Genomic DNA, 18676 nt, shown 5'->3' with positions numbered 1-18676 from the left:
CATCATCATGACGCAAGACGTAACACCCAAGCCGCCCACGGGCGACCAGCCCGATCTGCAAAACCTCGACGCGGCGCTGAGTCACGTGGATCAGCAGGTGTCATCCGGCAGCATCGCGTCGGGTGCGGCGAAAGGCATTCTGTACAGCCTGATCGAAACGCTAGGCACGTTGGTCGGCGATCCCGACCTGCCCGAGCATGCCCGTTCGGGCTACGAAGGGTTGCTCGAAGCCGCTCGCGAAATGCGCGCGAAGCTGGACCACTGAGCGTCGCTCGCGAATTGTCCGCTTAAGCACTGATGGTTGCCATGGCCCTGATCGGTTGCGGTCGGTCATCGCGGCGCGGTTGCCGTGCGCGGTGCTAGTCCGCTTCTGTGATAAAAAGGCGCACCGTTTCTAATCTTGCGCCTTTCCATGTTCTCTGCGTCCGCTATCGCGTTGTTCGCCGTCGGCATTGTCGTCGTGCTGATCACGCCGGGCCCTACCAATACGTTGCTTGCATCAGCCGGGCTGCGCCAGGGCGTGCGGCGCTCCGTGCCGCTCGTCGCCGCGGAGCTCGCCGGCTATCTGGTGGCCATTTCCGTGTGGGGACGCTTTCTCACGCACGCGGCGCACGCGCTGCCGTGGCTGCCCGCGTCGCTGCGGGCGGCGGCGGGCTTGTACATTGCGTGGCTCGCCGTCGACATGTGGCGCGCAGCCGTCGCGCTGCCCGACTCCACGCAGAAAGCGAACGGCATGCGCAGCCTGTTCGTCGCGACTCTGCTCAACCCGAAAGCGCTGCTCTTCGCGGGCACGATCTTTCCGGCTGACGCTTTTGCGCACTGGCAGGCATATGGGGTGACTATGCTGGTGTTCGCGTGCCTGCTCGTGCCCATTGCGCTTGCGTGGATCGCATTTGGCGCGGCGCTTGGCAGCGGCAGGCTTGGCTGGCTCGATCCGGCGAAGATGCAGCGCGGCGCGTCGGTTGTGCTCGGGGTGTTTTCGTTGTCGCTTGCGTGGTCGGCGTTGCATTGATTTTTTTGCGGACGTGGTGGAGGGGGGCCGCTGGCGCGGCTGGTGCGATTGGCACTGCGACTGCCGTTGCCGTTGCGGCTGTCATTGCCACTGCCACGCCACTGCGGCCGCAACCGCTGACCCGCTACACCGCTAGAACGTTGAACCGCTGAACCGCTGAACCGCTGAACCGCTGAACCGCTGACCCGCTGAACCGCTGACCCGCAAGACCCGCAAGACCCGCTGACCCGCAAGACCCGCAAGACCCGCAAGACTACTAACCCGCTGATCCCCTCGCGCCGACGCCGCCACCGGGCTCACACGTCTGCGCTCGCATCCACATCCGCGTCCGCGCTCGCCTTGGCACTCAGGTCCGCATTTCCGCCCAGCGCCTCCATCCATTCCGGCGCCGCCGACGTGATCTGCAATTGCGGTGTGCCGTGCCAATCCGCACACCGTTGCAACGCTCGCCGCAAATCGCCTGCGAGCCGGGCGCTCGGGCGCACGCCCGCTTCCATATGCACCGCTTTCAGCTGGAAGACGCCTTGTGCGCGGTGCGCTTTGGCATCGACGCGGCCCACCAGGCGCCCGCGGCTCAGGAGCGGCAGCACGAAATAGCCATACTTGCGCTTGGCCGCCGGTGTATAGCATTCGATCGCGTAGTCGAAATCGAACAGTGCGGCCGCTCGCTTGCGATCCCACACGACCGGGTCGAACGGCGACAACACAGTCGTCACGGTTGACGCGAGTTTGCCGCTCGCAGCGTCGTCGACGAGGGGCGCCAAATCGCGATGCACGAACGTGTCCTGTTTCCAGCCAGGCACCTGCACGGCGATCAGTTCGCCCTGATCGGCCAGCGCCCGGAGATCAGCGTGATACGGGCGGCGCGGCAACCGATAGTAGTCCGCCACCCAGTCGGCCCGCACGACGCCTAGCGCCCGGCAGGTGCGGCGCAGCAGTTCGCCGGAGACGACATGCGCCGGCGGCAGGTCGCGAGCGTCGCTCCAGTGCGGCAACACGCGTTCGGTCACATCGTAGACGCGCTGAAAATTGCGCCGCTCCGTCACCATCAGTTGCCCGATCGCAAACAGCACTTCCAGGTGACGCTTCTCCGGCTTCCAGTCCCACCAGCCGTTACCCTTGCCGGACTCGCGCGCGAAATCCGCCGAGCGAACGGGGCCGCTCGCGCGAATGCGCTCGAGCAGCCTGTCGATTTCCCCTCGATGCCTGGCGTGCCAGTCGGCCGCGTACTTCCAGCCCATGCCGCTCGGGTCCAGCATGCGATGGCGCAGCAGACCGTAGTCTTCGATCGGCACGAAACAGGCTTCATGCGACCAGTATTCGAAGAGTTTGCCTTCGGCGAGATGCTCGTCGAGCCAGTGCTGCGGGTAGGCGCCGAGCCGGCTGAAAAGCACGAGATAAGGACTGCGCGCGACCACGTGGATCGTGTCGATCTGCAATTGCGCCATGCGCCGGATTGCGTCGAGCACGTCGGCTTTGGTGGCCTTGCGGCGCGGCGGCGACAGCAGACCTTGTGCGGCGAGATGAAGCGTGCGGGCGGCGGACAGCGAAAGAGTCTTCACGCGAACGTCGTTCAGTAGGTGGCTGCGATGGAGCGGGCAGGGAGCGCCCCGGAATCGGCAGACGATACTGTAGCGTGAATATAACGGGACGGTGCGGGGCAGTCGGTTCGGCGTCCGGTCGCGCAGCGGCGAGCGGACGTGAGGCCGAAGCGAAGCGGCGCGGCACTTGACGGCGCGGTGGGTGCGGTGGGTGCGGTGGGCGCCGTGGATGTGGTGGCGGCGTTGCGGCGGCCCTCGTTCCCGTTCGCGACGGCGGCTTACCAGCCGCGTCCGTGGTGCTTGTCCCAGCCGCGGTGGCGCCCATGACCGTGGTGCCAGCGGCGCTCCCGGTAATAGTCGTCGCGATAGCCGTAGCCGTAGACCGGCCGCGGTGCATAGACGACGGGCGGGGGCGGCGCGTACATCACCGGCGGCGCGGCGTAGATGGGGCCCGGGGTGTTGACGAACACGCCGACATCGACGCCGGCGAACGCAGTAGTCGATGCGCAGGCGGCGACAAGTCCCAGGGCGGCAATCACGTTGGCGCGTGTCTTCATGCTTTTCTCCTGTGTCCAGCCAGACAATGGCTGTTTTGATCGTCAGCATTCGCTGTCGAATAGCTGACGTTCATATTACGATTCAGAAAGAAAAGCAGGTGCAACGAGTTGCAGGTGTGTGTAACAGGTCATTACCCCGTGAGTGCGGCGATCCCGGTATATGAAAACCCGCGGGTTTGCGGCTGCCCGGCGTCGCCGTACCGCAACGCCGCCCCGACCACCGCCGCTCCCGCCGCGGCAACCGCCAGGCCGCCGCCCTACGTTCAAGCCAACTCAGGCCACAGAAGCAACGGCTTCTTCAGGGGAAAGCGCGAGCAGTTGGTGAATCTGCGCGACCACGGCAGCACCTTCGCCGACCGCCGCCGCCACGCGTTTCGTCGAGCCGGCGCGTGCGTCGCCGATCGCATACACGCCTTTCACCGTGGTCGCGAGGTCGCAAGCCGAGGCTCCCTCTGCGCGGGTGCCGGTGAGCACGAAGCCCTTGTCGTCCAGTTCGACGCCGCAGGTGCGCAGCCAGTCGGTGTTCGGGTCCGCACCGGTGAAAAGGAACAGATGCCGCGTGTCGATGCGGTCGGTGCCGTCAGGTAGCGGCTTTTTCAGCGCGACCGCCGCGAGCCCGCTCTCGTCCGCGATCAGCTGGCCGACTTCCGAGTGGGGATGGACGACCACATTCGGCAACGAGCGAATGCGGTCGATCAGATAGCGCGACATGGTCGCCTCGAACCCGCTGCGCCGGATCAGTACGTGGACCTTCGCCGCGTGCGTCGCCAGATAGACAATGGCCTGCCCCGCCGAATTGCCGCCGCCCACCAGCACGACTTCCTGGCGCTTGCACAGCTTGGCTTCGACCGGCGACGCCCAGTAGTACACGCCGCGTCCCTCGAAACGGTCGAGTCCTTCGAGCGCCGGGCGCCGGTACACGGCGCCGCTCGCAATCACGATGGTGCGAGCGCTGATATGGCCGCCGCATTTCAGTTCCAGGCGGTACGGCGCCTCGCCGCAATGCAGCGCCTTCACGTTGACCGGAATTGCGACGTGCGCGCCGAATTTCTGCGCCTGCACGAACGCGCGGCCCGCCAGTGCCTGACCGGAGATGCCGGTCGGAAAGCCGAGATAGTTTTCGATTCGCGAGCTCGCGCCGGCCTGGCCGCCGGGTGCGCGGCTGTCGAGCACGATCACCGAAAGACCTTCCGACGCCGCGTACACCGCAGTGGCGAGCCCGGCCGGTCCTGCGCCCACGATGGCGACGTCGTACACCGTTGAGTCGTCCAGATCGGGCAAGAGACCCAGCGCGGTTGCCAGTTCCGGCATGCTCGGACGACGCAGCACCGAGCCGCCCGGGCAGATCACGAGCGGCATCTCTTCCGGCTGCGCGCCGAATTGCTCGACGAGACGCAGTGCTTCCTCGTCGCATTCGTCGATGGTGGAGTGCGGATGGCCATTGCGCGACAGAAAGCCTTGCAGCATGACGAGCCGCGCGTCGGTACTGCTGCCGATCAGGATCGGGCCGCCCGCGCCTTTTTCGATCAACGACACGCGCCGCAGAATCAGCGCGCGCATGATGCGCTCGCCGAGTTCCGCTTCAGCAACGAGCAGCGCGCGCAGCTTCTCCGGGGGAATCAGGAGCGCTTCGACATGGCTGAGCGCCATGCCGCTGACGAGCGCATGGCGACCGGACAGTTGGCCGACCTCCGCAAGGAAATGCCCGGGTCCATGTTCGCCTATCACGACTTCGCGGCCGATACCGTCGCGTTGATAGATTTTCACGCGCCCTTCGAGCAGCACGAACATGCCGGGCCCAGTGTGGCCGGTTTCGAACAGCAACTCGCCCGACTGCCATGTGCCCATTTCGCCGAACTTGCGCACGCGCTCGATCTCCGCCGCGGTGAGCGCGGGGAACATCTGATGCATCCGAGTGGACAGATTGGAGAAAGGCGCGTCGGCGACTACGGCCTCAGGCTGTACTTCGGGTTCTGCAGTGGAAAGCATCGAACCGCTCCTTCGGTGTTCATTGATTGACTGAACGAAGGCGCGACCATGCACGTCCGGCAGCGCGAACAGAGGCGCCGCGGGATCAAACCGCTTTGGGCGCGATATGCTCGACGGCGGCTTCGGGCGGCGGCATGCCGGGCAGGGCCTCGACAGGCCGGCCGGAGTCGCGCCAGGCTTCCATGCCGCCGCGCAACGGCAGCACGTCATCAAAGCCTGCTTCGTTCAACTGCTTGGCCATCCATGCGGCCGAAATTTCATTGGGACAAGAACAGTAGATCACCACTTTCTGGTCGCGCGGATAAGCAGCGACGATCTGGTCCAGTTGCCGCTCGTCGGCGAATTGCGAGCCCGGAATCACAAACGGGTCGAGCTTACGTTTCTCGTGCGAGCGAATGTCGAACAGCACCGGTGTCTTGCCTGCGGCGACCAGCGCGGCGAGTTCGTCCACTTCCATACGCGCGGACGCGAGCTTGTGGATGAGCTGCCGACGGCGAATCCAGCGGTACACCGCGTACAACAGCAACAACGCGATCGCAACGGCGCCGGCTGTACGCCCGAGCCGCCCCGCCGCAGCGAACACCATGTCGATCTGGTGCGCGAACAACGCACCGACGATCAGTCCGGTGCCTGACCACAACGCGGCACCAATGCTGTCGTAAGTGAGAAACGTGCGGTAGCGCGTACCCATGGCGCCCGCCATTGGAATCGACACGATCGACAAACCGGGGACGAACTTGGCGACGGCCAGCACGCGCACGCCCCAACGTCCGAAAAAGCGCTCCGTTTTCTTGACGCAGGTGTCACGCGAAAGCGACAGCCGGCAGATGGTTTTCAGTGTATTGCCGCCGTACACGCGGCCGGCCAGATACCAGGCGCTGTCGCCGATCAGCGTCGCGAATATGGACAGCACCAGCACCGGCAGCAATTGAGTGCCGACGGAGCCCGGATGCATGGCAGCCATCGCGCCGAACAGCACGAGCGACGGCATGGCCGGCACCGGCAGGCCGACCGAGGCGGCGAGCACGTTGGCAAAGATGAGCGCCGGGCCGTATTGCTCGACGAGATCATGTAGCATCGACTTACATCCGCGGCCTTTTCAGGCCCGGTGCGCAGTGAAAGAGCAAAGGAGAATGGAGCGATTATGGACCATTTTCAAGGCATGCAAAGCCCTTGAAATACAGCGGTTATTCGGGGTCGCGAGGTGAGCGCCGCTGGTCCGGCGGCCCGTGCGCGCTGGCCGCGCACAGCCACGCAGCGCGACCCGGACTGAATGAATAACGATTGAAGCTCACGAAGCCCCAACGGGGCGGCGGTGACAATAACAGAAGCGGCGCGCGGCGAGTGCAACGCTTCACGCGGCGCGGCACCGCGCTCCTTGCCGCCGCCGCGTTCACGGCATGGCGGCGCCCGCGCCTTTTTGTGCTAGCTGTTGCCGTTACTGACGATGGTTGTGCTGCTCGCCCGGCAACTCGGCGCCGTGCGCGCGAATCGCGGCAATCAGCTCGGCCGGCGTGATCTCGTAGCGCACTTCCCTATGTATGCCTGGCTTGCGCTCATCGACCTCGATCAGCAGGATGCCTTTGCCGTCTTCTGTCGACTCGAGGCGCAGCGTGCGCAGTTCGCGCCCGGTTGCGTCGTCGTATTCGGTGAGCAGGGCCATTGACCCGGAGGACCCGGTAGTGCGCATCGAAGTTGTCCTTGTTCCGTTGTTGATCAAACCATTGTACGGGCAGCATGGCGCGCCGTCTGTCGCGCAAAGTTGACGCTTGAGCGATTCACCCACGCCGCGACGGCGGCCCTCAGCGCTTTGAGTTTAACGCGACTCGTCGCCACGACGCCTGCATTTTTCCTGCCCCGTGGCGGTGCAGCTGTTGTTGGCAACTGTCACGCGCGTGACGTGCGGTACGGATAGACGCAGTGGGCGGGCGAGCGCAACGCGATCGGCAAAAACGCCCGATGCGAAAAGCGCGCAAGAAGCGGTGCGCGTCGGAAGATCATGCGCGGCGGCGCCTAGCGCACGATGCTATTGCGGGTGGTTGCGCTCTGCGCGCATGCGCTGCAGTTCGCGAATGTCCTCGCCGCGCAAAGGCGCGTCGCCGTCGAGAAAGAATTCGTCCAGCTGCGGCGGCGCAATGGCGGTGCCGCTCAGCATCGCATGAACCTGCCCGCGGTGGTGAAGCTGGTGCACGAACAGATGCGGCAGCACCTTGCCGACGCTCTCGCGCTGCACGCCGACCGTCAGCCCGCGATCGATCCGCACCTCGCGCTGCAAGTCGTTGCTGGTGAGGGATTCACAGAAGGCGAGCAACTTCTGATCGCTGTGCGCCTGCGCATGCCACAGTTGCGCCGCGCTCGAATAGGGCACTTCGTCATCGAAAATCGCAAGGCCTTGGCCGCCGTCGACGAGCGCGTCGTAATAGTAGCGATCCACGAGCAAGATGTGATTCAACGTAAGTTGCAACGACGGAAAGAAACTCACCCTGCGCGCGGCGAACGCTTCATCGGTCAAACTCAGGCAAGCGCGATACAGGCGCAGATTCGACCACGCGTTGTTGTGCGCCATCGCGGTGAAATGCGCGCACAAGGCATCGCGCGGTGGGGCGCCCTGCGAATCGGAAGGAATCATGTCGGCCTCCATGAATGCTGCCGCACGTGAGTCGGCGCGCGCGAGTTTGCGCGCATAAACCGCCGCCCGCCATACCGCGTCGCGGGAGCGCATCAACCGTCGCACTCCGGACAGTGTCGTGAGTGCGCATAAACCGCCGCCCGCCGCACAGCATCGTGACCGCGCCAAACCTCCGCGCTCCAGGCAGCATAGCCCGCGCGCAAAAAAACGGCCCGTCTGCCTGGACGGGCCGCTTAACGCCGTTGTTACTCGGGTCAGTCTGCCCTTGCATTCATTGGGCACTGACGCTTGCATCGTGAGGCGCCAATACGCTGCTGTCGAGGTGGGAGTAATGCCGATCTTTCAGACCAATGCGTCCTCGTCCTGCCCGAGTGCCTTAACGTCGTGAGCACCGTGTGCAGATTGCCGCGGCGCGCTTGCCGGGCTGGCATCGGCTCCGGCGTCGGCTGAAGCCGGGCGACGGGCCGGCGCCGCGGCATGCGACGCAGCGAAAGGGGCCGGCGCGGACCCCGACCCAGGCTCCGCCACGGTGAACAGGCGCACCGCCTCGCTCAGTACATCGGCTTGCGCGGCCAGACGCTGCGCCGTTGCCGCCGCCTGCTCGACGAGCGCGGCATTCTGCTGGGTGGCGCCGTCCAGATGCGACACTGCCTGGTTCACCTGGCGAATGCCCTCGGCCTGTTCGCTGCTCGCGTTCGCCACTTCCACGATGATGGACGACACGCGCTCCACCGCTTCGTCGATGGCACGCATTTGCGACGTGGTGCGGGTGACCAGTTCGGTGCCCGCCGCGACTTCGGCGGCGCTTGCTTCGACGACCGACTTGATTTCCTTCGACGACGCCGCGCAGCGTTGCGCGAGCATCCGCACTTCGCCCGCGACCACCGCGAACGAGCGTCCCGCTTCGCCCGCGCGCGCCGCTTCCACGGCGGCGTTCAGTGCGAGAATGTTGGTCTGGAAAGCGATGCCGTCGATTACGCCGGTGATATCGGCGATACGTCGCGAGGCGGCCGTAATGCCGGCCATGGTCTGCTCGACCTGACCGGCGATCCTGCCGCCCTCGGCAGCAGCGGCCTGAGCGTCTTTCGCGAGATCGAGCGCGCGCACACTGGCGTCTGCGTTCGCTTGCACGGTGGTGGTCAACTCTTCCATCGTCGCGGCGGTTTCCTCCAGCGAGGCTGCCTGCAATTCCGTGCGGCGCGCAAGGTCCAGGTTGCCGCTCGAGATTTCGCGCGCGTTGTCGAGCATGCCGTTGATCTGCTCGCGCACGTCGTAGACGATCGCTGCCAGGTTGGCCTTCAACTGATTCAGTGCCTGCAGTACGTCGCCGAGATCGTCATGACGCGCGACTTGCAGATCGACGGTCAGGTCGCCCGCGGCGAGGCGGGTAGCAAAGCCGCGCATGTCGCGCACCGGCGCACCGACGTGCTTTGTCAGCAGGCACCACGAAACGAAACTAACGGCGCTTGCCGCGGCGAACGCCATCCAGAACTGCGCAGGCGGCGCACCTTGCCACGCAGCGAGGCCGGTCGCTGCGAGCGCGAGCGGCGTGAGCGCGTAGCCTGCGGCGGCGCGCGTCGCCACGGGCAGACGCGTCAGCGCCTGTAGACGGCCGCGCAGCCCGGTGCGTACTACCACGCCGCGCAGCAGCTTCACGCCGCGCGCTTCGCCCGTCCGCATGCGCGCGTACAAGGCTTCGGCGGCGCGCACCGCGTCGCGGGTGGGCTTGATACGCACGCTCAGATAACCGACCACGGCGCCTTGCTTCACCACGGGCGTCACGTTCGCCTGAACCCAGTAATGGTCGCCGTTCTTGCGGCGATTCTTGACGAGCGCAGTCCACGGGCGGCCATCGCGAATCGTCGCCCACATGTCCGCGAAGGCTTCGCGCGGCATGTCCGGATGGCGGATCAGGTTGTGCGGCTGGCCGATGAGCTCGTCGTGCGTAAAGCCCGACACGGCGACAAAGGCCGGATTGCAGTACTCGATGCGGCCGGTCAGGTCGGTCGCCGAAACAAGCATTTGCGACGAGGGAAATTCGTACTCATGCCCTGTGACAGGCTGGTTATTGCGCATGGCTTTCCTTGCTGTACTGTCGCCGCGCAGTGCGCGGTCTTACGTCGTTGCAAGGAATAACGGCATTAGCCCTCATGTCTTGAGGGATTCCCACCATTCCACTCAGGTTTAGGGGCGCCCGCGCCGTTAACGCAGGGTTCGGGTGAGTTGGCGCGGGGGCGGATTTTCAAGTGCCGGATGCATCGCGCGGCACCTTCAAAACGACTACACTGCGCCGATGTAGGCCAGCAGACGTGGTTCGCCGGAAATCGCAGCGGTCTGCCTGCGGGAACCGCAACTTACTCGAGCCGATGCAGAAAATCCTTGATCGTAGTCAAGAGTCACTCGCTCAAGCGTTTGCCTCGCTCGCAAAAAATTCGAAACGCCAGCAGCGGGTTTATCTCGCGACAATCGGCCTCCTGATGCTGATGGTGGTGGTCTTTGCGCTCGTGCTGGCGGTGGTCGCGGCGTTCAAGCAACTCGAATACCGCCGCTCTTACGCCTCGCAGAATGCCACCGACCTGTCGCTGCTGCTGCATCGCGAAGAGTCGTTCTTGCGGCGCGCCGAATTCACCCTCGACTATTACTACAGCGCAGCCGACGTGCGGCGCGCGCCCGAAGCGGTCGAGCAATCCATCGCGCAGACGGGCGTGGCGCGCGGCAAGGTGGATCGTGTCGACGCGGACTTCGACATTCTGGTTGGACCGGCCGCGCGCACCGCCTGGGGCACGCAATCCGGCGACAAACTCGGGCGGCTCTACGAAGCGGCGCAATCCACGCTGGTGACGCAGCAGGCGTTCGAACTCGCGCAGCGCGCGGCGCTGATCGGACTCGATGACGATTACGCCGTGCTTCTGCCTTCGCTCGCGGGGTCCGCAACGGATGCCTGGGCCGGGGCAACCGGTCTCGCTGCGTCTGCGCCGCAGGTGGAGGTCATCGCCACGTTGCGCGAGGCGATCCAGCGGGAACTGCAGGCGCAAACGGGCAAGCGTGTGCCGGCCAAGGGCGAGCGCGTGTGGGTGGGGCCTTATCGCGACCCACTGGGCAACGCGCAGGTGATCTCCGCGGTGAGCGCATATTACCAGGGGAACACGCCCGTCGCGCTGATCAGCGCAAGCATTCCGCTCGATGTGCTCGCCGCGCGCATCGCGCCGCCAGGCGGCGCGGGCACGACGCTGCTGATGGCGCCTGAGCGCCGCATCCTCGTGTCTTCGGCCGCGCTCGACGCGCGAACCAGCGCCATGCTGCAACAGACGGTGGCGGCTACTGCGCCGCATGCTTTCCACTTCGGCGCGGAAGGGGTGGTTTTCCACGAGCCGTTGATGCCCGGCTTCGGCTCGCTGGTCGGCTATGTGCCGTGGGGCGCGCTGGCGGCGGCGCTCGGTTGGCAACTGGGCGTGATCGGCGCACTCGCGTTGCTGGTGCTGCTCGCGATTGCGCTGACGGCGCGCTTTTTCGGACTGCGACTTTTGCGCAACGCGTTCGCCGAGACAACGCGCGCGCTGGAAAGCGAGACGCTCAATCACATCCTGGTGAGCGCAACGCCAATTGGGCTGTGCATTGTCGGGCGAAGCGATTATTCGATATTGACCGCGAACGCGCTCGCGCTCGAATTGCTGCGTATCGAGCCGGGCACGGGCACGAGCCGCCTGCCGTCGCATATTGCCGCTGAGTTCATTGCCGAGGCGCCGCAGCAGGATTCGGCCGCGGCGTTTGCGCGGGTGGCCGCGTTTGTCGCGCCAGCTGAGCCGCTGCAGCCGGCGCATGCCGCGGCCGCCCATTCTCGCGACGCTTCGACGTCGGCGGAAGCCGGCGCCGAGCCTGCCCGGTTTCTGCAGTTCACCTATGCACCCGCGCGCTATGCGGGCGAGGACGTGTTGTTCTGCGCGGTGCTCGACGTGACCGCTCAGCACACGCTCGAGCAACAGTTGCGGCACGCGCAGCAGACCTCGGAAGCGATGATGCGTGCGCGCACGAATTTCTTTGCGGCGATGAGCCACGAGATCCGCACGCCTTTGAACGCGCTGCTCGGCAATCTGGAGCTGTTCGCGCGCACGCCCGGGCTCGAGGCGCATAGCCAGCGGCTTGCCAGTCTGAACGTGGCGGGCGATGCGCTGCGCCGTGTCGTGAACGACATTCTCGATTTCTCCAAGATCGACGCGGGCGAAATGCTGCTGGTGCGCGAACCGTTTGCGCTGCTCAATGCGTTCGAGAATATTGCGCTTTCGTATGCGTCCATGGCCGGCGATCGCCCCGTGCGCTTCTATTCGCTGCTGTCGCCGACGCTGGATCGGACTGTCGTCGGCGATAGACAGCGCATCGCACAGGTCGTCAATAATCTGTTGAGCAATGCGTTCAAGTTCACGTTGAGCGGCAAGATCACGCTGCAGGCGGAAGTTGTCGCGAATGCGCAGGGTCAGCCGGTTTTGCAGTGCCGCGTGTCCGATTCGGGGCCCGGCATGAGCGACGAGCTGGTCGCGCGTCTGTTCAAGCCGTTCGTGCAAGGCGAGGCGGGCGCGTCGCGCGGCGCCGAAAGCACCGGCCTCGGGCTCGTGATCTGCGCGCGCCTGTGCGAACTGATGGGCGGCGCGATTTCGGCGGACAGCGTGGTGGGCGTGGGCAGCGTGTTCAATGTATCGATTCCGCTCGCCGCGACACCGGACGAGCGGCCGGCGCAGCCGCGGCAAGCGGACCGCGGACCGCTCCTCGCGCTGTTCCACGACCGCCAGGTGGTCGATCTGCTTGGCCGCTGGCTCGAATATTTCGGCTGGACCGCACACGTCGTGTCCACGCTCGCGGACGCGCAGGCCTGGTTGCGGGTCAACCGGCCGAAGGCGCTAATCGTGTCGGGTGCCTACGATCTCGCTACGATTGCCGGCTTGCGTGCTTTGCAGCCGGTGGGCGCTGTCTGGATCACGCGGGAGGGGCCGCATCGGCCGCAGGCGCGCGGCGAGGGCGTGCTCGAAGTGACCGAATTCAGCGGGACGGCGGTCCGCACTGCTATCGAGCTGGCCGCTGAAGGCATGCCCGTTGCCGCCCCGGCATCCGCGGCGTCTGACGGCACGCCCAGCCCGACGCCTGCACTGGCGGCGCAGCGGGCATTGCACGGGCTTGCGGTTCTCGTCGCTGAAGACAATCCGCTGATACAAAGCCTGATTGCCGAACAGCTTGCCACGCTCGGTTGCGCGCCGACCGTCGCGGCGGACGGCGCACAAGCGCTCAGCCTCTTCGAGTCGACGCCGTTCGACGTTGTGCTCACCGACATCCACATGCCGGACATGGACGGCCACGGACTTCTCGCCGCGCTGCGCAAGCGCGACGCGCAGGTGCCGGTGCTTGCGTTCAGCGCGGTAGCCGAGAATCACGAGGCGCAAAGCTGGCTGGAACGCGGTTTTAGTGGTCATGTGTCGAAGCCCGCTTCGTTGGGCGAACTTGAAGCCGCGTTGGTTGCGGTAGCGCCTGCGCTGGAAGACCGGGTTGTTCGAGCGCAGCCGAGAGCGGGGACGACAGAAGGAGCAACAGCGGTTGCCGCAGCGGGCGTCGCATCGGGCGTCGCAGCGCCCGGCGTCATGCACGCCGCCGCGTCCGGCGCCATGCCTCGCGCCGATCACGCCGCAGCGCCCGAGCCCGCGTCCCGGTCCATATCCACACTGCCATCCACGGCCGCGGCGCCTACGCCCTCCGCCCAACCCGCGCCGCTCGCCGCAGAGGACAAAGCCCGCTACACAGCCATGCTCAAGGAGCACTTGCGCAACGACCTGCCACGGCTTCTTGCCATAGTCGACGAAGAAGACCGCGAGGCGCAGGCCGGCTGGGCGCATAGCGCGACCGGCGCATTTGTCATCGTGCAGGAGCCGAGGTTCGTCGAAGAATGCAGGCAGTTGCAGCGGCTATGCAACGACAGCGAACGCTGGACCACGGAAATGGACGAGCGCGCCATTTCGCTGCACGACGCCTTGTGCGACCACTATGGGATGGACGAGGAGTCGGCGCATTGAACCCCGGCGCCCGCGCCGCATTTAGCCGGGCCGCCGTGCGATGAAATCGATTTCCACCAGCGCGTCGCGCGCCAATGCAGTGACGCCGATGCAGGTTCGCGCAGGCAGGGCGTCGGCGGGAAAGTACGCGCGGTAGATCTCGTTCATCGCCGCATAGTCGCGCTTGAACTCGGTCAGAAAAATGCGTACGGCAACCACGTGTTGCAGGCCGAGACCGACGCCGTTCAGCACGAGCATGAGGTTGTCCATCACGCGCTTCGTCTGCGCGACCACGCCTTCGGGAAGCGGCGCGGCGTCGTCAGTAGGCGAAGTCGGCATCTGGCCGGTGACGAACACCCAGCCGTCGGCTTCGGTGGCGTGGGAAAAGGGGCCGACCGGCGTCGGAGCGCCGGGGATCATCCAGAAAGCGGGGGTCGGGCTCATGGAGCGTGCACCTCACGGCTGCGAGTGTCGGGTGCACACCATAACCGATCAAAACTCACGATGCCGACGCGCCGGCCGGCATCGTGACCCCGACTCGTGCTTAATCGTGCTTAAACCAGCCCGGTCGCGTAATAAACACCGATCACGAAGAACACGGCCAGTGTCTTGATGACCGTGACCGCGAAAATGTCGCGATACGACTGACGGTGCGTAAGCCCGGTCACAGCCAGCAACGTGATCACCGCGCCGTTGTGCGGCAACGTGTCCATGCCGCCGCTCGCCATGGCGACCACGCGGTGCAGCACTTCCATCGGAATGTGCGCGGCTTCGGCGCCCTTGATGAACACGTCGGACATGGCCGCGAGCGCGATGCTCATGCCGCCCGACGCGGAGCCCGTAATGCCCGCCAGCGAACTGACCGACACCGCTGCGTTGACGAGCGGATTCGGAATGCTCTTGAGTGCGTCGCTGACCACGAGAAAGCCAGGCAATGCAGCGATCACGCCGCCAAAACCGTATTCCGACGCGGTATTGAGCGATGCCAGCAGCGCGCCCGCCACGGCTGCCTTGGTGCCGATGGCAAAGCGCTCGCGCACGCGACCGAAGGCCGTCAGCACGACGAGGACGATGCCGAGCAGCAGCGCGCCTTCGACAGCCCAGATGGCGACCACGGTCTTGATCGTCGTGGTGAGCGGCGTGTGGACACCCGGCAGGATATCCGGCGCGACGGTGTACGAAGTGCCGTAGGCAGCCGGGATCCAGCGGGTCAGCGCGAAGTTTGCGACGCCCACCAGCACGAGCGGCGCAATCGCCAGCAGCGGATGCGGCAGTTGCCTGGACTCCACGCGCTCCGGCTCGTTGACGAGATCCGTGCCGTAACCCTCGCCCGCCGCCATTGCGGCGCGACGGCGCCATTCGAGATAGCTCAGACCGACCACGATGATAAACAGCGAACCGATCACTCCGAGCGCGGGCGCCGCCCACGACGTCGTCTTGAAGAACGTGGTCGGGATGATGTTCTGGATTTGCGGCGTGCCCGGCAGAGAATCCATTGTGAACGAGAATGCGCCGAGTGCGATGGCGCCCGGCATCAGCCGCTTGGGAATATTGCTCTGCCGATACAACTCGGCCGCGAACGGATACACCGCGAACACCACCACGAACAGCGAGACGCCGCCGTAGGTGAGCAGCGCGCACACCGCGACGATCACCGCATTGGCACGCGAACGGCCAATGTAGCGAATTGCGGCAGCCACGATGGACTCGGAAAAGCCGGACAGTTCGATGACCTTACCGAACACGGCTCCCAGCAGAAACACCGGGAAATACAGTTTGACGAAGCCGACCATCTTCTCCATGAAGATGCCGGTGAATACAGGCGCGACGGCGGCCGGGTCGACCAGCAGGACGGCGGCCAGCGCGGCGATAGGTGCGAAGAGAATAACGCTGTAGCCGCGATAGGCGGCGAACATCAGGAACGCCAGCGCGGCAAGGACGATGACAAAGGACATTGAGTCTCCAGAAGCTTGGTTTGTTCTACGTGTGCGCCGTCTCCAGCCAGCGACGGCATGGCGCCCGCGAACGCAGGTTCCATGCCATGCGAGCCGCAACGGCCAGCGCGCGGGGCGCGCCGGGCCGAAGCCGACAATAACCGGAGGACAGGGTGCCGCTGATTGTACCGAAACGTCTCCAATCGGGGACGTCAACCGTGCGATGTTTGTTGCTGTCAGGGTAAAACCCTTGTCGCACGAGGTTGTCGGCGATCTCCGCATTGAGATAAGCTTGTCTACGAACAGAGACAGGCGGCGACCAGAACGATAGACGGAGACAGCGACAAGATGATGAACGACTGGGCGGGACTTCCCGCCGCCTATAGCGACGTGCTCCGTCGCGCAATGGACTCGCTTTTTCGCACTTTCGAAAACTTCAGCGAAGGCACCTTTATCGTCGACGCCGCAGCGCGCGTCGTCTGGATCAACAAGCGCTACGCGGCGCGCTTCGGCTTTGCCGACCCGCAGCAGGCCATAGGCCGCGACTGCGAAGCGGTGATTCCCAACAGCCTGATGCGCGAGGTCGTGAAGACCGGCAAGCCGATCCTGCTCGACATTCTGGAGACGGACCGCGAGCCGCTCGTCGTCACGCGCCTGCCGTTAAAGGACGATGCGGGCGCGACGGTCGGCGCAGTCGGTTTTGCGCTCTTCGACGAGTTGAAGGCGCTCACGCCGCTCTTTTCGCACTACTCGCGCGTGCAGGAAGAATTGATCGCGACGCGTCAGTCGCTCGCGCAAGCCCGGCGGGCCAAATACACGTTCGGCAGCTTTGTCGGCACGAGCACGGCCAGCCTGGAAGTAAAGCGCCAGGCGCGCCGCGCGGCGCAGCTGGAATCGCCGGTGCTTCTGCTCGGTGAAACGGGCACGGGCAAAGAACTGCTCGCGCACGCGATTCACGGCGGCTCCGCACGCGCGAACCAGCCGCTCGTCACAGTGAACGTAGCGGCAATTCCGGACACGCTGCTGGAAGTCGAGTTCTTCGGCGCCGCGCCCGGCGCGTACACGGGCGCGGACCGCAAGGGGCGCGTCGGCAAGTTCGAACTGGCCAACGGCGGCACGCTCTTTCTCGACGAGATCGGCGATATGCCGTTGCCTTTGCAGGGCAAGCTGTTGCGCGTGTTGCAGGACAAGGAATTCGAGCCGCTCGGCTCGAACCGGATCGTGCGCGCGGATGTGCGGATCATCGCCGCGACCTCGGCGGATCTGCCCGCGCTCGTCGCGGCCGGACGCTTTCGCGCGGACCTGTTCTACCGCCTGAACGTGCTGACCCTTCATGCGCCGCCGTTGCGCGAGCGCGCTTCCGACATCGAGGCGCTTGCGTATGCCATGCTCGAGGACCTGTCGACCCAGACACGCAGTGGCAGCCACTACGAATTGCAGGATGACGCATTGCGCCTGCTCTGTTCGTATGCGTGGCCCGGCAACGTGCGGGAATTGCGCAACACGCTGGAGCGCGCCGTCATGCTGTCGGACAGCGAGCGTATTGACGCGCGCGCGCTCGCGCCGTTCATCGGTTCCGGGCAGACGAGCGGCGGGCCCGGCGCGCCGATTCCCGCATCGGGCGGCGAGTCGCCGGCGGCGAGCGCTGCCACTGCGACCGCTGCCACCGCTACGGATATAGCGTCCCAGCCGCTGTCATGGAGCGACGCAATGGCGGCATTCGAAAAACGCTTTCTGAGCGATGCGCTGCGCGCGAACGGCGGCCGCGTGATCGAGACCGCCGCGCAAATCGGCATGGGGCGGGCAACGCTCTACAAGAAGATCGCGGCGCACGGCATCGAGGTTTGAGCGAGCCCGCTGCGCCGTGGGGCACGCAGTGTAAGAGTCGCGTGGCACAATCGCGTGATCGAAAAACAAGACGTGATCGGGGTCTCACATGAACCGCAGCTTCTCTTTCCTTGCGCGCCGTGCCCATTACGCGGTGCTGACGGTCGCAGCCAGCGTTACGCTGGCCGGCTGCGGCAGCAGCCCGCCGCTCTTTCTGTCAGACGGCCGTCCGACTACGCTCGTCGAATGTCCCGCAGGTTCGGATTCCTGCACGCAGCAGGCCGCCGCAAGCTGCGGCGGCGCATTCGATACGGTGCGCCGCTCCACCAGCAACGGCACGCTCAGCCTGATCTACGCCTGCCGGGCCAAATAAGTCAGCCGGCGCAGGTGAGCCGGCGCGCTGTGTCCCGCGCGCGCCGCCATAGCCACGGTCTCCTTCGACGGCAAAGCGCCCGCTTTTGGTTTGAATCGCGGCTTTGACGCTAATTGCGAATCAATTCGCCTCCTATGCTTCTCACCATTGACGCCGATAGCCGCATTTCCGATAAGTGCGGCGGCGTCATGAATATCTGCGTCTAATGAGTCCCAACGCCGAATAGCACGACTATGCGCCTCGCATATTCTGAGCGCTTTCGCGCGATTTATCCCAAACGGATCGACAGCGATAAAAAGTCACGGTATTTTTTCGCACTGGAGTGAAGTCGGTGCGCCAGGCAACGGAACGTGAAATCCCGCGGCAGTATTCTTTTTTCACAGGTTCGCTAGCGCATGCGATCAGCAGCTTTTGCCGGACAAAGAGAGGTCGCCGGTAGAAGCGGGCAGAACTTGCCGATCCAAAAAGCCGTCGGGTAAGAGCGGCACGACCAGTGCAACACGTTCGTTTTGAATTAAGTCAACGAGTATTCCGGGGAAAAGAATGAATCACCACCAACTCGAAAAAGACATCCAACATCTCGAACACGTCATTTCGCATATTTCCGCTGAAGATCGTATACCGCTGTCGTATTGGCGTAATCGGATCGATTCCGTTTCGGGCGCGGTTCGTATGCCGACGCAGGTCAATCGCATCAAGCGTTTGAATGCGGCGCTGGCCGCTCTTGAAGAGAGGCAGAAAGACTGACGCGGGCGGGGGCCACTGCGACATCACTTCCATCG

The 18676-nt window shown here is 65.0% G+C and carries 15 protein-coding genes; 6 read left to right on the top strand and 9 right to left on the bottom strand.

Features of this window, described 5'->3' with window-relative positions:
• Window positions 1-7 precede the first annotated feature (7 nt).
• The gene (locus JNB89_RS25050; protein WP_220363985.1) at window positions 8-265 is read left to right on the top strand and encodes a hypothetical protein; all 258 of its coding nucleotides are present in this window, start codon (window positions 8-10) and stop codon (window positions 263-265) included.
• 147 nt (window positions 266-412) lie between these two features.
• A complete protein-coding gene (locus tag JNB89_RS25045; RefSeq protein ID WP_220363984.1) occupies window positions 413-1012 on the top strand; it encodes a LysE family translocator in 600 nt (199 codons plus the stop codon).
• A 296-nt stretch (window positions 1013-1308) separates the two neighbouring features.
• Here the strand turns inward: JNB89_RS25045 and JNB89_RS25040 are convergent, their stop codons facing one another.
• The 7 genes from JNB89_RS25040 to JNB89_RS25010 form a co-directional block, all read right to left on the bottom strand.
• Window positions 1309-2574, bottom strand: coding sequence for a winged helix-turn-helix domain-containing protein (locus JNB89_RS25040; RefSeq protein ID WP_220363983.1), 1266 nt, complete (start codon window positions 2572-2574; stop codon window positions 1309-1311).
• Window positions 2575-2831: 257 nt separating this feature from the next.
• Window positions 2832-3110, bottom strand: coding sequence for a hypothetical protein (locus JNB89_RS25035; RefSeq protein ID WP_220363982.1), 279 nt, complete (start codon window positions 3108-3110; stop codon window positions 2832-2834).
• 273 nt (window positions 3111-3383) lie between these two features.
• On the bottom strand, window positions 3384-5099 hold the full coding sequence (locus JNB89_RS25030) for an FAD-dependent oxidoreductase (protein WP_220363981.1): 1716 nt from the start codon (window positions 5097-5099) through the stop codon (window positions 3384-3386).
• An 85-nt stretch (window positions 5100-5184) separates the two neighbouring features.
• Window positions 5185-6177 (bottom strand): DedA family protein/thiosulfate sulfurtransferase GlpE, encoded by a 993-nt coding sequence (locus JNB89_RS25025; protein ID WP_013342141.1) that lies wholly within the window; start codon window positions 6175-6177, stop codon window positions 5185-5187.
• Between the two features lie 360 nt (window positions 6178-6537).
• Complete coding sequence (locus tag JNB89_RS25020; protein WP_013342140.1) at window positions 6538-6789, bottom strand: hypothetical protein; 252 nt, start codon at window positions 6787-6789, stop codon at window positions 6538-6540.
• A 336-nt stretch (window positions 6790-7125) separates the two neighbouring features.
• Entirely contained in the window at window positions 7126-7728 is a 603-nt protein-coding gene (locus JNB89_RS25015) for a DinB family protein (protein ID WP_220363980.1), read from the bottom strand.
• A gap of 342 nt (window positions 7729-8070) precedes the next feature.
• A complete protein-coding gene (locus tag JNB89_RS25010; protein WP_220363979.1) occupies window positions 8071-9804 on the bottom strand; it encodes a methyl-accepting chemotaxis protein in 1734 nt (577 codons plus the stop codon).
• A gap of 290 nt (window positions 9805-10094) precedes the next feature.
• On the opposite strand from JNB89_RS25010, the gene JNB89_RS25005 reads away from it, so the two are divergent.
• Entirely contained in the window at window positions 10095-13781 is a 3687-nt protein-coding gene (locus tag JNB89_RS25005) for a response regulator (protein ID WP_220363978.1), read from the top strand.
• 21 nt (window positions 13782-13802) lie between these two features.
• Here JNB89_RS25005 and JNB89_RS25000 read toward each other — a convergent pair whose 3' ends face one another.
• Both JNB89_RS25000 and JNB89_RS24995 read right to left on the bottom strand, forming a co-directional pair.
• A complete protein-coding gene (locus JNB89_RS25000) occupies window positions 13803-14204 on the bottom strand; it encodes a RidA family protein (protein ID WP_013342136.1) in 402 nt (133 codons plus the stop codon).
• Between the two features lie 110 nt (window positions 14205-14314).
• Window positions 14315-15715 carry a GntP family permease gene (locus JNB89_RS24995; RefSeq protein WP_220363977.1) on the bottom strand — a complete coding sequence of 467 codons (1401 nt, stop codon included), beginning with the start codon at window positions 15713-15715 and terminating at the stop codon, window positions 14315-14317.
• A gap of 327 nt (window positions 15716-16042) precedes the next feature.
• Here JNB89_RS24995 and JNB89_RS24990 point away from each other — a divergent pair, with 327 nt between their 5' ends.
• The 3 genes from JNB89_RS24990 to JNB89_RS24980 all read left to right on the top strand — a co-directional run bounded on the left by JNB89_RS24990 (window position 16043) and on the right by JNB89_RS24980 (window position 18641).
• Window positions 16043-17542, top strand: coding sequence for a sigma-54 interaction domain-containing protein (locus JNB89_RS24990; RefSeq protein WP_220363976.1), 1500 nt, complete (start codon window positions 16043-16045; stop codon window positions 17540-17542).
• Between the two features lie 88 nt (window positions 17543-17630).
• A complete protein-coding gene (locus tag JNB89_RS24985; RefSeq protein ID WP_220363975.1) occupies window positions 17631-17894 on the top strand; it encodes a hypothetical protein in 264 nt (87 codons plus the stop codon).
• A gap of 543 nt (window positions 17895-18437) precedes the next feature.
• The gene (locus tag JNB89_RS24980; protein ID WP_013342132.1) at window positions 18438-18641 is read left to right on the top strand and encodes a hypothetical protein; all 204 of its coding nucleotides are present in this window, start codon (window positions 18438-18440) and stop codon (window positions 18639-18641) included.
• The last annotated feature ends 35 nt before the right edge of the window (window positions 18642-18676 follow it).

Source organism: Paraburkholderia phenoliruptrix (genome assembly GCF_019511605.1).
GTDB lineage: Bacteria > Pseudomonadota > Gammaproteobacteria > Burkholderiales > Burkholderiaceae > Paraburkholderia > Paraburkholderia phenoliruptrix_A.
The sequence above is the reverse complement of the archived record's forward strand: the minus strand, read 5'-3'. Positions and strand labels throughout refer to the sequence as shown.

What these genes read in the sequence shown, in the direction of transcription:
- JNB89_RS25050 (WP_220363985.1), top strand. Translation starts at nt 8, where the DNA reads ATGACGCAAGACGTAACACCCAAGCCGCCCACGGGCGACCAGCCCGAT.
- JNB89_RS25045 (WP_220363984.1), top strand. Translation starts at nt 413, where the DNA reads ATGTTCTCTGCGTCCGCTATCGCGTTGTTCGCCGTCGGCATTGTCGTC.
- JNB89_RS25035 (WP_220363982.1), bottom strand. Translation starts at nt 3,110, where the DNA reads ATGAAGACACGCGCCAACGTGATTGCCGCCCTGGGACTTGTCGCCGCC.
- JNB89_RS25030 (WP_220363981.1), bottom strand. Translation starts at nt 5,099, where the DNA reads ATGCTTTCCACTGCAGAACCCGAAGTACAGCCTGAGGCCGTAGTCGCC.
- JNB89_RS25025 (WP_013342141.1), bottom strand. Translation starts at nt 6,177, where the DNA reads ATGCTACATGATCTCGTCGAGCAATACGGCCCGGCGCTCATCTTTGCC.
- JNB89_RS25020 (WP_013342140.1), bottom strand. Translation starts at nt 6,789, where the DNA reads ATGCGCACTACCGGGTCCTCCGGGTCAATGGCCCTGCTCACCGAATAC.
- JNB89_RS25015 (WP_220363980.1), bottom strand. Translation starts at nt 7,728, where the DNA reads ATGATTCCTTCCGATTCGCAGGGCGCCCCACCGCGCGATGCCTTGTGC.
- JNB89_RS25010 (WP_220363979.1), bottom strand. Translation starts at nt 9,804, where the DNA reads ATGCGCAATAACCAGCCTGTCACAGGGCATGAGTACGAATTTCCCTCG.
- JNB89_RS25005 (WP_220363978.1), top strand. Translation starts at nt 10,095, where the DNA reads ATGCAGAAAATCCTTGATCGTAGTCAAGAGTCACTCGCTCAAGCGTTT.
- JNB89_RS25000 (WP_013342136.1), bottom strand. Translation starts at nt 14,204, where the DNA reads ATGAGCCCGACCCCCGCTTTCTGGATGATCCCCGGCGCTCCGACGCCG.
- JNB89_RS24995 (WP_220363977.1), bottom strand. Translation starts at nt 15,715, where the DNA reads ATGTCCTTTGTCATCGTCCTTGCCGCGCTGGCGTTCCTGATGTTCGCC.
- JNB89_RS24990 (WP_220363976.1), top strand. Translation starts at nt 16,043, where the DNA reads ATGATGAACGACTGGGCGGGACTTCCCGCCGCCTATAGCGACGTGCTC.
- JNB89_RS24985 (WP_220363975.1), top strand. Translation starts at nt 17,631, where the DNA reads ATGAACCGCAGCTTCTCTTTCCTTGCGCGCCGTGCCCATTACGCGGTG.
- JNB89_RS24980 (WP_013342132.1), top strand. Translation starts at nt 18,438, where the DNA reads ATGAATCACCACCAACTCGAAAAAGACATCCAACATCTCGAACACGTC.